Origin of the sequence: Gaoshiqia hydrogeniformans, assembly GCF_049347105.1 — a bacterium.
Lineage (GTDB): Bacteria > Bacteroidota > Bacteroidia > Bacteroidales > Prolixibacteraceae > Gaoshiqia > Gaoshiqia hydrogeniformans.
The window spans coordinates 566,568-580,906 of the sequence record NZ_CP186334.1; the positions used below are offsets into that span (position 1 = coordinate 566,568).

Genomic DNA, 14,339 nt, shown 5'->3' on the forward strand with positions numbered 1-14,339 from the left:
TACAGCCTCTTTTAGCTCAGGCCGATACAACTCTTCGTCCAAACGGAGTTAATGCCAGGCTGACCAGTTTAAAATGCTGTTTGGCAAAAGGAATACCAATAATGGTGATGGCAAACACCAGGCCCAGCACCAAATGTGAAAGGGCAATCCAGATCCCGCCGACCAACAGCCACAGAATATTCATAATCGTTGACAGGCATCCCGGCGCGTAATCCATGTATTCGATCCGTTTTCCAAACGGCCACAGGGCAATCTGTGCCAATTTCAACGACTGCAAACCAAAGGGTATCCCAACAATGGTCAAACACAGCAAACACCCGGCAAGCAGGTATTCGAGAAAAATAAAAAAGCCGCCAAAAACGACCCAAATCATATTTCCAAGAACCTTCATTTCTTCATTGTTTTGTTTCGTCCGAATGTACGCAATTCTCTTTTCTTTACCACCATCTGCTTAACCGGAATAATAAACACAAAATTCACAAGCCCGTGGTAAAAACGCCGTTATCCTCATTCGCAGGAAGTTCCGGCTTCTGCCCGCACCGCCGAATCAACTGAGCTACAAAGCAAATATTTGCTGAAAATGAGATTTTTATGGAAATATAAACCGTAACTTTGATCGATCAAACGTATACTGAAGCCTTTAGACCTTTTATCACGATAAACCTGATCATCATGAAAACAACCATCCGAATCATTAAAAGAAAAATGCGCCTGCTGACCAGCCATATCTCGTTCGTGCTGGTCCCCCTAACGGCATTCATCCTTCTGATCCCGGCCTCATCCTGCCACGAGAAAAAAGAACCGCCCTATTACGTCAGCAAACAAACGGAAGTATTCAACTTTTCGCGCGAAACCGGACACCTTTATGTCGAAGCTTCGGATTCTGCTTTTTTAATATCGGCCGCCGGCGACCTGTTTGGATCGGATGATGTTATTTTTTTCTTCGACCCGCAGGCCCCCGGAATTCATATTGGAATTTCAGATGATTTGTACCTTGCTGCCGAAAGCAAATCTTCGGTGATCGATCTGAGTAAAGCCGAACCCATCGAACAGGCAGCCTGGTTGATTGAAAACGACCGCCATTCTATTAAATCACTGACAATCAACACCGACAGTCTTACCAAGCAACAACTTCAGTTCATTGATAACCTTTCGCGTTCGCACCCAAACATCGGACTTTGTTTTAACGAAGATTATGAATTCATTCCGCAGTTGCTGAAGAAGTTTAATCCCAAATGGCTGATTTTATCCGACTTTAAGCAAAATAGAACCGACATCTTATCCGGCTTAAACCTGCTCGAACGTTTATACATCGAAACCTACGACAGCCTGATCATCACACCCCTGCCCGCGATGCCGCGGTTAAAACAGCTAAACCTGGCAGTCGATCACTACTTGCCGAAAATAACTGCCGACCTGCTGATAAATAACCCTCAGATTGAACGGATTGATATCCTTAGTATTTCGTTAACTGACTATTCTTTCATTCAACAGTTAGCCCGGCTAAAGAAGTTAACGGTAATCGCACAGGATACCCTGATCGATCTTGATTTTATACGAAACCACAATAAACTGGAATCCCTGAGTTTAAAAGCCGACTCGGCCATGAACATCAGCGCGCTAACCAATTTGCATCATTTAAAATGGCTTTCGCTGAATATCAACCTGACACAGGAGGAGTTCAATACGCTGATTTCCACTAAGCCCCAATTAGAAGCGCTCGACTTTTACAACTCCGAAAATATCCGGGATCTCAGCGCTCTTGCGTCATTAAAAGAATTGACGGTACTGACCATTGCCGACAGCTTGTATGATCGGCCAACAATCGCCGGATTAAAGAACCTGAAGTACCTGGCGCTTCCCGAAAAGGTTTATCAGGACTCGGTTTACCTGGCCCGCCTGGAATCCCAACTGCCGGATTGCCTGATCGGATCCAACTACGGCTATTGCATGGGCAGCGGCTGGTTGTTGCTGTTTTTCCCGCTTGCCGCCCTGTTTTGGTTCCTGACGAAAAGAAAACGCATTGCTGATTTATGAAGATGAATCGTATTCGAAAAAGACAAAAACTATACATACAGGCTTTTTTTTGTATCGCGGGATTTATTCTTTTCCCGCTTTTTATTCACCGCCCGTTTCCATATACAATGATTTCGGTGGCAGGACTGGCCCTGCCTGCCCGGATCCTGGCAGGCGGAATCAAATCGGGAAGCGAGCTCTCCGGAATCATTCGCCTTAGGCGACCCCACAAGCCGTTCATATCGCTGGGTGCCGGCATGGTCGCCGGAGTCACATTGGCTGGCTACTACCGCCATTTCCTGGGAATTACCCTTTTCCCCGAATCACTGACTTGGTTTGCCTTGCTTGCGGCCCTCATCGGCGGCAGCGAAGAGTTTATTTTCAGGGGAATCATCCAGGGATATTTCAGCAAAATCAGTTTAAGCTTTGCCGTTGTTTTCGCCGCTTTTGCGCACTCAGGTTATAAGACCTTCCTTTTTACAACACTGCCCGAGGCTTCGGGAAGCGGGTTGTTCTACTTGTTCGCTATCACCTTCGGAGTCGGTTTGTTAGCCGGTGTATTAAAAGAATTCTCCGGAAGCATTGTTCCCCCGATCCTGGGGCATGTGGTTTTTGATATCCTGGTTTACGGGCAATCGGCTTCCGCACCCTGGTGGGTCTGGTAATTCTGTCCCGATCCGAAAAACAGAGCAGACAATTCCGGCTTAGCGAATCCGGACTTCCAGATCGGGCATAGCCACTGATAATTTTTCGATCAGCGTATTCAGGTTGGTATTGTAATGCACCGGATAAACAATTTTGGGTTTGATTTTTTTGACTGTTTGCACAAACATATCTTCGTCCATGACGAAGGGCAGCATCATAGGAATAAAAGCGACATCGGGTTTCATAAAAAAACGCATTTCGTCAATGTACTCCGTATCGCCGGCGATATAAACTGTTTTGTCGCCAAACACCATGAAATAGCCGTTACCCTCTCCTTTCGGATGGTACGGAACGTTATCCGGGCGCAGGTTGACCACATTGTAAGCGGCAACCGCTTTGATGTAAATATCATGGAAGGTCGTTTGCATACCGTTCTCGAGAAATTCGCCAAAATCCATCTTCTTGATACAGGATTTGGAGGCAATCACCCTCGTATCATGTTTCGACAAAAATTCGATGGTCGAGGTACTTAGATGATCACGATGGTCGTGAGTAATCAGGATCAAATCGGCTTTGGGCAACCGACTGATATCTCCCACATTCGGAATCGGATCGACATAAATATTCAGCCGGTTAAAGGTAAAATGATAAAAACAATGCCCGATCACCTCAATTTCCAAATCTCCTTTTGACGTAACTAACACATCTTTTTGCCGGTATTGTTGTCCCGAAAAGCTTTCGGCAGCACTCAACAAAAACAAACAGGTAATGACAACCAGGTATTTTTTCATAACAAGCTTCCTGCTTACGGTCGGCTAATATATCAAATTCCCATGTATACCAAAAATCGTCCCCGTCTTTATTTGAATGCCGTTCCCCTTGCCACAAACAGAAATCATCATCAAAAATGAACCTGAATAGCGTTTTGCTGTTGCTTTTATCAAAAAATCGGTTTTATGAAACGTGATCTCTTTTTGCTGGTCTTTGTTTTGATCAGCCTTTTTTCATCCTGCCGTTACCGCACGGCTCCCGACCAGGTTGGCGTATCCAAAGCGGTCGCTTCCGGGCAGATCTCACTGGGCGGGATTATAGCCGAACAACTGGTCGAAGAACATCCGGAAAATCACAACAATGAAACACGGGAACACAACCTCGCACAGGCAACTAACAAACTGATAATCAAAACTGAAGAACTAAAAAACAGAAACAGAACTATCAAAACAGAAAACCTCATACGGGATTGGGAAACATTACAAGAAACGATTACCGATCGGTTTGAGCAACTGACTGCCGAGGATATCCGGTTGTGGGTCGCATGGAACGACAGTCTTTTAAAATATACCGGACAAGTATGGTTTGCCGACGAACTGGAAAGGATGTTCTACAATGCTCCCATACCCGACGTTATTACCGAAGAACAGGTAAAATCAGTCTGCTATACCCGCCTCTACGATCGCATCTATGTGAATATTTACGGGAGTTCAGCCATCGAATACGAACACACAACAGGTGGAAAAATCCGGATGATCCAGGACACGAAATATCCTTACGACGGAAGTATCCGCTTAAGATTTGAAATGCAGGATACACGCTACCTCGACCTGTTTATTCGCATCCCCGAGTGGGCCGACCGGGCGTCGGTTACCGTGAAGGGAGTGAAATACAATGTGATTGCCGGACAATTTACCGAAGTGGCCAAAAAATGGAAAAACGGCGATGAAGTAGAAATTATCCTCGGCATGCGTCCGAATGTGATACGAAGCATGGGGAACAAGCTGGCTTTTACCTATGGCCCTCTTTTTTTAACCTATGTAAAGCCGTTTCATGAACTGCCGGTTTTCCCGGAAAGCGATCCAATCCGGCACCTGCAGTTTGTGTCGCCTCCCGGCACCATCCCAACTTTTACCTTTAGCGGAATACCCCGTGAAGCGCTGGCGTTACAGCCCTATTTTGCCGAAAGAGACTCGGCAGAAGTAAGAACAGCATGGATCAAAACCGCCGATTGATCAGCGTATCGCCGGACTCGGGGACGACACGAAACCAACAATATTCGGCCATCCTTAAATTTACCTTATGCAAAATATTCCGGCGGCTTTCAATCGGCTAATTAAAGTTTGTTATATTTGCCCGTAACCAACTAAAACAAGCGATTGTTGAAGATTACTCCCGATATAAACAACCAGGAACTGACCGGAATGGTACGTGCGGGGTCAAAAGAGGCCTTCCGCCTGCTGTACGAACGGTATGCCCGGAATATCCACCGCTTTGCATGCAGCTACCTCAAATCAGATCAGGATGCGGAAGAACTGGTTCAGGATGTTTTTTTGAAAGTCTGGGAGAAACGCCACACCCTCGATTACGCCGGCAATATCCGTGCATTTATCTTTAGAGACTGTTTTGATTTTAAATTTAAAAAATATTATAGCGCAATTAACACCAAGGTGTTTATAATTAAAAAATTGGTTATCAGCTAACTATATCAGGTTAGATTTTCTTTGCACTAAAATAACGACAAATTAGTGTACGATGAAAATTTACCCAAGTGATTTAACCGATAACCAGTGGCAAGTTATAAAAGATTTGTTTGAACAAGAGCGAAAAAGAAAACATAGTTTACGATCAATTGTGAATGCAATTTTGTACATAACCAAATCCGGTTGCCAATGGCGGATGCTCCCCAACGACTTTGCGCCATGGCAGACAGTTTATTATTACTTCAGAAAGTGGAAGTTAAACGGGCTTTTGGAGGAATTGCATGATTATCTTGTCGAAAAGGTCAGGGTGCAAAAAGGCAGAAACCCTGTTCCATCTGTTGGCATAATTGACAGTCAATCCGTTAAAACAGTCAATGTTTGTCAAGACGAGATTGGGTATGATGGCGGCAAAAAGATTAAGGGCAGAAAAAGGCACATTGTTGTTGATACCCTTGGCTTACTACTGGCCATTGTAGTCCATTCAGCAACGCCACATGACAGCAAGGCCGCAGAACTTGTATTTAAAATCCTTAAAAATAAATACATAAAAGGGATCGTAAAAATATTTGCCGATGGCGGTTATCGGGGGGAATTAATAGAGACAGCCAGGATAAAATTTGGTTGGGCCCTCGAAATTGTCAAAAGAAATGAAGCCCACAAATTCAAAATCCTGCCTAAAAGATGGATTGTTGAAAGAACATTTGCCTGGATTTCATTTCAACGACGGACCTCGAAAGACTATGAAAGGTTGACCGAAACAAGTGCAGCCTTTGTCCAATTATCAATGATAAGATTGATGCTTAACAAATTTTGACAATGATTTCAAAACAGTCTCTTAAAATTGCGGTTAACAGCATCTACGACCTGATCCGCCGGAAGAACATTGAACAGGCTTTTACCGAGTTTGCAAGCAGCATGGCCAATCAATCGGATTCAACCTGGCAGGAAGTTGTTTTCAACGACATGCTCGCCCAAATTCACGAACTGATGCAGCAAATGCCCGAACAAAGGCGCAAAATCTTTCAACTGAGCAAAGAATCCGGTCTGAACAATGATGAAATTGCCAAAAATTTAGGCTTATCCAAACGAACGGTTGAAAATCAGCTTTACCGGGCAACTGCTTTCCTGAAAAGCAAAATAAAACCGGACACCCTCTTCCTGTCACTCCTCCTTCATCTTTTCCTAAGCTGAAAAATTTCGGCCGGAATCAGCCGCCTTTTTCCGCCCCGGTCGCAGCTGCTTTCAATAAAGATTGTAATTTTGGTGAATTGATTACTTTAAGGAGATGCAGATGAACGACAAACTGAAGGCTTTTGGCGAATTGCTTGAAATCATGGATGAGCTGCGCGAGAAATGCCCGTGGGACCGCGAACAGACTTTTGAATCGCTCCGGAAACTAACCATCGAAGAAACTTACGAACTGGGAGACGCCATTCTTCAGAACGACCTGAACGAGATCAAAAAAGAGTTGGGCGATTTGCTGCTGCACATTGTTTTTTACGCCAAAATAGGCGAAGAACAACAGGCTTTCAACATCACCGATATCATTCATTCTTTAAATGAAAAACTGATTTACCGGCATCCGCATATTTACGGCGAACTGGATGTGCACAATGCCCGCGAAGTGGAACAAAACTGGGAGTCGCTTAAGCTAAAAGAAAAAGGCCGCAAAAAGAAGACCGTGCTTGAAGGCGTTCCGGCTTCGCTTCCGGCTTTGGTAAAAGCCAACCGCATTCAGGAAAAAGCCAGCGGCGTAGGCTTCGACTGGGAACATCCGGAGCAGGTTTGGGAGAAGGTAAAGGAGGAAGTGAGCGAGTTACAGCACGAGATAAGTGCCAACAACTCCGACCGGGTGGAAGCCGAATTTGGCGACCTGTTTTTTGCTATGGTCAACGCGGCCCGCCTATACGGCGTTGACCCGGAGGCGGCGCTGGAACGCACGAACATGAAATTCATCAACCGCTTTAATTACCTGGAAAGTCAAACTCTGAAAAAGGGCCTCGACCTGAAAAACATGAGCCTGGCCGAAATGGACAAATACTGGGACGAGGCCAAAAAGCTGGAACAGTAAAACATCAAAAATAAAAATGCCCCGGCGATACCCTCTGATTTCCTGAAAATATCGCCGGGGCCGGTTTTAACCACCCCCACATGATCATTTCTAGTTTCCACTGATCTGCCCCCTGATTTCACCGCCGGGATAGGCATCAGTATGCACATTCACGTAGGCATTTCCCGCCGACATGGCGCTAACCAGTTCAGAAAATGGTTGTCCCAACAAGGCTCCGGAAAAATTCGCCTCGGTGATGGTCCCTTCAGCCAGGATCCCGTTTGTCGTACCCGGAATCAGCTGAAAAGGCGGCGCCGACGGATATAACCAAACCACTACCCCACCGTTCACTCCGGCCGGCGCCAGGTGGATATGCGCCATCCTCACATTGTCGATATTGGCCACAATGAGTTTAAAGGTAAGCGCGTCCCCATCTTTGTTTAATAGAAAAACAGCTTCTCCTGTTGCCGTCGTTTCCACAGCCGGCACTTCCTGGTTCCCCGACAAATGCGCTTTAAAAATCATTGCCTTTTTTGCGCTTTTTAACTCGCCCCCGGCAAAGGCGTCATCCATCGCCGTCTTCTCGCATGATGCCATCATCAGCACACAAAGAGAAAAAATAAGTAAAAAGTTCCTTTTCATAAATCCATTTTTTATTTGTCCATGTAACTCATTACTTACTAGTCACTTAAAATGTTTCAGTATTTCGGATATTTTTGTCTTTTTCTTTATCTATTTTAAAACATATCACGAAAAAAAAAACAGAATATAAAGCCATATTTATGTTCGTTGTTTTGCTGCATAGTGATAAAACCGGGATGGAAGACATACATAAACAAAATATTTTATCCAACAATAATGCGCAATTTCAAAATCATTTTAATAACATATTCGCCCGATTTACGCCTCGTTGTTTGTTAAGAAATTATTACTAATTTTGATGTTTTCATTGCAAAAAACAGTATAACAAACCTGAAATTTTCTTTCAAAAAAAACTAACACCATGAAAGTATATACGACCAATGAAATCCGGAATATTGCATTAATTGGCAATGCCGGCAGTGGGAAAACCACCCTCGCGGAAGCCATGCTGTTCGAGGGTGGAGTGATTAACCGCAGAGGTGAAGTAACTGCAAAAAACACGGTATCGGACCACCACCCGATTGAACAGGACTATGGCAACTCCGTCTTTTCGACCGTTCTGCACGCAGAGTACAACGGCAAAAAGGTGAATATCATCGACACGCCGGGAATGGATGATTTTCGCGGCTCTGTGATCTCTTCGCTGCATGTTGTCGGCAGCGCCATCCTGATCATCAATACGCCGCATGGCATCGAATCAGGGACCGAAGCCGTTTGCCGTTATGCTGAAAAAGCAAAAAAGCCGTTGATCTTCGTCTTTAACCACCTGGATCACGAAAATGCCAATTTCGAACAAACCCTTGATCAGGCAAAACATACGTTCGGGAATAAAGTTACTTTGGTGCAATACCCGGTCAATGCCGGTCCGGGCTTCAACTCGATTATCGACGTACTGAAAATGAAACTGTACAAGTACCCGGCCGACGGCGGTAAACCCGAAGTGTTGGATATTCCTGCTGACGAAAAAGACCGCGCCGACGAACTGCACAACGAATTGATTGAAATGGCTGCCGAAAACGACGAAAACCTGATGGAACTGTATTTTGAGAAAGGCAGCTTAACCGAAGACGAAATGCGGCAGGGAATTAAACTGGGCATGATCTCCCGGAGCCTTTTCCCGGTATTTTGCACCGGGGCTAAACACAACATGGGTGTTGGCCGCCTGCTCGAATTTATTACCAACATCACCCCCTCGCCTGCCGAAGCCGTAGAAGTACCGGAGCTAAACGGAAAAACCGTTAAAATGGATCCGGCTGCCCCAACTTCGCTGTTTGTTTTCAAAACCTCGATTGAACAACACGTGGGCGAAATCACCTACTTTAAAGTGATGAGCGGCACCGTAAAAGAAGGCCAGGACTTAACCAACTCGAAGAGCGAAAATAAAGAGCGGATTTCGCAGCTTTTTGTAGCAGCCGGTAAAAACCGCATCAAAGTTCCGGAGATGATTGCCGGAGACATTGGCGCAACCGTGAAACTTCGCGAAACAAAAGTAAACCATACCCTCAGCGAAAAAGAAGCCGCCTACAAATTTAAACCGGTTGAATTTCCGACTTCGCGCCACACTGTCGCCTTAAAAGCGGTGAACGAAGCCGATGATGAAAAAGTAGGTGAAATGTTCCAGAAACTTCACGATGAGGATCCTACCTATCAGGTAGAATATTCAAAAGAATTGAAACAGATGCTCATCCACTGCCAGGGCGAGTACCACCTCAACGCGCTGAACTGGTTTTATAAAAACATTTTCAAACTCGACATCGAATTCAAAACACCTAAAATTCCGTACCGCGAAACCATCACCAAATCGGCGCAGGCCGATTACCGGCACAAAAAACAATCGGGTGGCGCTGGTCAGTTTGGCGAAGTACACCTGATGATTGAGCCTTTTATCGAAGGTGTCGACCCGAAAACATCGTTCAGCATCAACGGGAAAGACATGAAGCTTTCTGTCCGCGACACGCAGGAATACCCGCTTTCATGGGGCGGAAAACTGATCTTCCACAACTGTATCGTGGGCGGATCGATTGATGCCCGCTTTCTTCCTGCCATTCTGAAAGGGATTATGGAAAAAATGGAAGAAGGCCCTTTAACAGGATCCTATGCACGCGATATCCGGGTTTATGTTTACGACGGGAAAATGCACCCGGTTGACTCCAATGAAATATCGTTTAAGCTGGCCGGTCGGAATGCTTTTTCGAAAGCCTTTAAAGATGCCGGTCCGAAAATCCTTGAACCGATTTATAATCTGGAAGTCATGGTGCAGAGCGAACGCATGGGCGACGTCATGAGCGACCTGCAGGGGCGCCGCGCACTGATTATGGGTATGGGCAGCGAGAAAGGGTATGAAAAAATCGAGGCCAAAGTCCCGCTGAAAGAAATGTTTAAATACTCGACCTCGCTGAGTTCAATCACCCAGGGGAAAGGCCGTTTCAGCATCAGGTTCGACGGGTACGAAAAAGTGCCGCAGGAAGTTCAGGATGAGCTGCTCGCCACTTACGCCGCCGAGCAGGATGAAGAATAAAGACCAATTCTAATCCTTCAATATTCAATTAAGATTGACATGAGAACCCCGGACCAGCCATCCGGGGTTTCTTTTTGTAAGCGATTTACACGTCCATGTAAACTGACCTACCCTATAAACAGAAAGAGGCTGAACACGCCGGTTCAGCCTCTTTGGTCGGGACTTTTGAATTACTACTCCTTACCATTATATATGGCCCATTCCACCATATATCGAATCGCAGATATCAACAAAAATCTCACCGGTCATTTTACTGATTCAAAATTAGCTGACCGGAAACTTTAGTCCCATTCAATGTTAACGAATAGATCAATACACCAGGAGCAACACCTGCCGGTTGATATTGTGCGGTGGTTGTAACACCCTGAAGTACATTTTTATCCAGAACAGTTGACAGTTTGGCACCGGTTGAATTGAAGACCTCCAGTACAGCGCGGCCATCCTGTGCCGGAACAAACTGGAAGGTTACCATTTCAGTAAACGGATTCGGATAGGCAATCAAATCAATACCTTCTTTTTCAATCGTCAGACTGAACGAACTGAAGGTACTCATTTCTTCCATCTCTGTTTCCTCTTCTTCTTCAGCAAAGTACTCTGCCGGCGGTATTGTGCTCAGGAATGCGCATTCGTCGAATCCGTCATTAATAGCGCCAACAGCCATCGCCAGGTTACCTAATGATACGCCAACATCCATTCCGCAAAGAGCATCGTTAGCCATGGCGTACAAATCACCGATATTGACCGAACCACCGGAAAGGACAGATGCAGGCAGATAGAACGGCAACCAGTCTCCAACCGGAGAAGCTTCACCTTCTTCACCTTTACAAATCGACGATTGAGAGGTCCAGAAGACATAAACATTTTCGCCGGCATCATAGTAAGGCGTAATCGTCAGGTCAGCCAGATCCGGATCGAGACGTAAGTTCAATCCCAGCGTAATGGTTTGAGCAAGCAACGAATTGGTTAACGTGCCTTGTTTGTTTACCAAATCTCCGCAAGTGTAATCACCGTTCAGCACTGACGACGGACCTCCTCCGGGAAGGATTCCGATCACACAGGCAGCGCTTCCGGCCGGAATCGTATAAGAATGACCGGCACATCCGATAACCAGATCGGTGTCAAGCAGGTCGGTGAGCAATTCGGTCGTGGTTCTGCCGTCACAGTACAACCCGCCTTCGTTTCCATAGAATCCTTGCGTTAGCGTACAGAAATCTTCGCCACAAGGAAGAACAGTTACGGTAATACAAACAGAAGCCGGATTTCCGCACTCATCTTCTACGTAGAAACAAACTTCAGTATCTCCTTCCGGGAACATGTAGCCTGCCAGATCGCTTTCCGGTTCGCCATTAACGGTCACGGTGAATTCAGAAATGGTACCGTCACATTCGTCTTCGAATACCGGATCAGGTATGATAACCGGTTCGTTGCATTCGAATACCAGATCATCGAAAGTTCCCTGCAACACAGGTTCGCTCAGGTCATATTTCCAGGTAACAGTAACGGTAACTTCATCGGCTTCGTTGCCGCATTCGTCTTCGGCCGTAAAGGTACGGGTAATTGAACGCATACAGCCATCTTCCATCACGTCGCCGTCGGTATAGTCAACATCAACTTCACCGTCGCAATTATCCATCGCTGTTGCACTGCCCAGGGCTGCTTCAATTTCTTCAGCAGTCGGGTTACAGCCTAAGTCGTCATCTTCGTTGTCGGCTGTGATAACAGGAGCTTCCGTATCCCATTTCCAGGTAACGGTAACGGTCACTTCATCAGCAACGTTGCCACATTCGTCTTCGGCCGTAAAGGTACGGGTCTTCGAACGCATGCAACCATCTGAAATGACATCGCCGTCGGTATAGTCAACATCCACTTCGCCGTCGCAGCCATCCATCGCGGTGGCGCCACCCAGAGCAGCTTCGATTTCTTCTGCGGTCGGGTTGCAGCCCAAGTCATCGTCTTCGCCGTCAGCAGTGATCACAGGAGCTTCCGTATCCCATTTCCAGGTAACGGTAACGGTAACTTCATCGGCTTCGTTGCCGCATTCGTCTTCAGCCGTAAAGGTACGGGTCTTCGAACGCATGCAACCGTCTTCGATAACATCGCCGTCGGTGTAGTCAACATCAACTTCTTCGTCGCAATTATCCGTAGCAGAAGCTCCGCCCAGAGCAGCCTCAATTTCTTCTGCAGTCGGGTTGCAGCCTAAGTCGTCATCTTCGTTGTCGGCTGTAATCACCGGAGCTGTTTCATCAGCAGCGACTTTAAAGGTACTGGTACAGGTTTCGGTACCGAAACAGTCGCCAGTCACTTCATAAGTAAAAGAAAGGTCTGCTCCAACGCAACGTACATTTTCCGGCAATGCTGGTATCTGGTCAATATTGTCGCTCAGGTTACAATCGCCCGAAGACGTGAATCCTCCAACCCATGCGGCATAAGCATCAGCAATATCATCAAGGGATGTACATTCGGGCAGATCAACATCCGTCGGGCAGTTGATCACGATCGCATCCGGAGCGGTAACCGTAAACGTGCTTGAGCAGTTTAATGAATCGATGCAGTCGTCACTTACATAATAGGTGAAACTGATTTGTCCGCCGCACAGGATACTTTCTGCTGTTTCAGGAAGTTCGCCCAGGTTATCAACAATTGTTCCGATGCCGCCGGAATAGCTAAAGCCATCTTTCCAGTTCTGGTAAGCAGTAGCCACATCTGAACAGGCATCCACGGTAGCCGGATCCGGGCAATTAACAGCCAGGTCGTCCAAATCGAGGTTCAGCTGGATCGGCGCTCCCGGGATATCTTTCAACTCCGACTGAGCGGAAGAACCGGAAGTCCTGGTACGAACAAACAAGGTAGCCAGGCTGAAACAGGGGTCTTCATCCAGATTAAATAAAGCACTCAGATTAACAGCGCCTTCGCACCATTGGTTGACAATATAGGTGTTCCCCCCGTAAACGTCGAAAGGAACGGTGGTCGGGGCCGTATTTACCGTGGCAAAAATGGCTCCGGTAAATTCGGAATTCGGATGGACCACATACTGATAGCCGGCGCCTACCTGCTCCCACACGTTCACGACAACTGTGGCGACAGGACCACCGTTGGTAAACTCAACGGTAACCAGCACGTCTCCGACAGTTCGTCCGCCGTGAGGACCTTCCGTGGTAAAGGTGCCGCCTTCAACCATCGACAAGGTATTTTGCAGAAACTCGAAGTCGATATAGCTGCTCCCGTTGGTTACTTCGCGGTCGGCAGCAAACAAACACCACAAATCATCGGCATCACCTCCCAGTGAGGGTTCTCCCCAGGTAAAGTGCACCCCCACGTTCTGTATCTCGTTCTTGTTGGGTACATTGCCCAGTCCCCACGTATACGTTGCGGGGTGGTCGTTGATCTTGTTCGACGAGGTAAAGGTGGTGTAATCAGGCTGCTTTCCCCAGGCATCTACAAACTGATAGGTGTATGGGTAAAGAAAGTCGTAAGGCGGATCGGGGTTATATAAACCTCCGCCACCACCGGGCGGGTTAAAGAACCAGTCGCCTACGCCTTCGTAACCTGACGGCGTATTGGCAAAAGCATCGCCGTCAACGCCAAATCCTCCGACAGGGGTTTGTACCGGGGCAACTCCCTGAATGTTCTGAGCTGCGGCCGTAAAGCCAATCACCATAAAGGCGACGACCATAAGCGGGTAAAGCAAAAACTTCCAATAACATCGTTTAAGCCAACCCATTGCCATTTTTTTCACAGAAAAAAAGTAGTCCTTTTTCATAATCACATCATTAAATTTCATAATTGTAATAAACATTCATAATTCCTCTTCAGAAGTTTCACTGGTAAGGAGCTTCACCACTCTTCCCTTATGAAGCGGTTTATCAGGCTATTCTTATGTGCAAAGAACTAACCTTTCAGAGGGTAACAAATCGACTAAGGATCAAAAGTTCATATACCAAGTTACACCGATATTTAAACTTTTTCAATCAGTAATTTCCCTGATATTTTTATC

At 46.3% G+C, this 14,339-nt stretch carries 12 protein-coding genes; 8 read left to right on the forward strand and 4 right to left on the reverse strand.

Going from position 1 to position 14,339, the window contains the following annotated elements; translation table 11 throughout:
* Positions 1 to 16: 16 nt before the first annotated feature.
* On the reverse strand, positions 17 to 391 hold the full coding sequence (locus ACOIT5_RS02370; RefSeq protein WP_423128864.1) for a YccF domain-containing protein: 375 nt from the start codon (positions 389 to 391) through the stop codon (positions 17 to 19).
* Between the two features lie 281 nt (positions 392 to 672).
* Here ACOIT5_RS02370 and ACOIT5_RS02375 point away from each other — a divergent pair, with 281 nt between their 5' ends.
* Both ACOIT5_RS02375 and ACOIT5_RS02380 read left to right on the forward strand, forming a co-directional pair.
* A complete protein-coding gene (locus ACOIT5_RS02375) occupies positions 673 to 2,037 on the forward strand; it encodes a hypothetical protein (protein ID WP_423128865.1) in 1,365 nt (454 codons plus the stop codon).
* Positions 2,034 to 2,681, forward strand: a complete 648-nt coding sequence (locus ACOIT5_RS02380; RefSeq protein WP_423128866.1) for a CPBP family glutamic-type intramembrane protease — start codon at positions 2,034 to 2,036, stop codon at positions 2,679 to 2,681. The genes ACOIT5_RS02375 and ACOIT5_RS02380 overlap by 4 nt, the downstream gene beginning before the upstream one ends.
* A 39-nt stretch (positions 2,682 to 2,720) precedes the next feature.
* Here the strand turns inward: ACOIT5_RS02380 and ACOIT5_RS02385 are convergent, their stop codons facing one another.
* Positions 2,721 to 3,452 (reverse strand): MBL fold metallo-hydrolase, encoded by a 732-nt coding sequence (locus ACOIT5_RS02385; protein WP_423128867.1) that lies wholly within the window; start codon positions 3,450 to 3,452, stop codon positions 2,721 to 2,723.
* A gap of 165 nt (positions 3,453 to 3,617) precedes the next feature.
* Between ACOIT5_RS02385 and ACOIT5_RS02390 the strand changes: the two genes are divergently transcribed.
* The 5 genes from ACOIT5_RS02390 to mazG all read left to right on the forward strand — a co-directional run bounded on the left by ACOIT5_RS02390 (position 3,618) and on the right by mazG (position 7,206).
* Positions 3,618 to 4,667, forward strand: coding sequence for a hypothetical protein (locus tag ACOIT5_RS02390; protein WP_423128868.1), 1,050 nt, complete (start codon positions 3,618 to 3,620; stop codon positions 4,665 to 4,667).
* Positions 4,668 to 4,814: 147 nt separating this feature from the next.
* A complete protein-coding gene (locus ACOIT5_RS02395) occupies positions 4,815 to 5,135 on the forward strand; it encodes an RNA polymerase sigma factor (protein ID WP_423128869.1) in 321 nt (106 codons plus the stop codon).
* A gap of 52 nt (positions 5,136 to 5,187) precedes the next feature.
* Entirely contained in the window at positions 5,188 to 5,949 is a 762-nt protein-coding gene (locus ACOIT5_RS02400; protein ID WP_423128629.1) for an IS5 family transposase, read from the forward strand.
* Between the two features lie 2 nt (positions 5,950 to 5,951).
* Entirely contained in the window at positions 5,952 to 6,326 is a 375-nt protein-coding gene (locus tag ACOIT5_RS02405) for a sigma-70 family RNA polymerase sigma factor (RefSeq protein ID WP_423128870.1), read from the forward strand.
* A 100-nt stretch (positions 6,327 to 6,426) separates the two neighbouring features.
* A complete protein-coding gene (mazG, locus tag ACOIT5_RS02410) occupies positions 6,427 to 7,206 on the forward strand; it encodes a nucleoside triphosphate pyrophosphohydrolase (protein ID WP_423128871.1) in 780 nt (259 codons plus the stop codon).
* Between the two features lie 90 nt (positions 7,207 to 7,296).
* Here the strand turns inward: mazG and ACOIT5_RS02415 are convergent, their stop codons facing one another.
* Positions 7,297 to 7,827, reverse strand: a complete 531-nt coding sequence (locus tag ACOIT5_RS02415; RefSeq protein WP_423128872.1) for a CHRD domain-containing protein — start codon at positions 7,825 to 7,827, stop codon at positions 7,297 to 7,299.
* 361 nt (positions 7,828 to 8,188) lie between these two features.
* On the opposite strand from ACOIT5_RS02415, the gene ACOIT5_RS02420 reads away from it, so the two are divergent.
* Positions 8,189 to 10,345, forward strand: a complete 2,157-nt coding sequence (locus ACOIT5_RS02420; protein ID WP_423128873.1) for an elongation factor G — start codon at positions 8,189 to 8,191, stop codon at positions 10,343 to 10,345.
* A gap of 250 nt (positions 10,346 to 10,595) precedes the next feature.
* On the opposite strand, the gene ACOIT5_RS02425 is transcribed toward ACOIT5_RS02420, so the two are convergent.
* Positions 10,596 to 14,105, reverse strand: a complete 3,510-nt coding sequence (locus tag ACOIT5_RS02425) for a hypothetical protein (RefSeq protein ID WP_423128874.1) — start codon at positions 14,103 to 14,105, stop codon at positions 10,596 to 10,598.
* Positions 14,106 to 14,339: the final 234 nt, after the last annotated feature.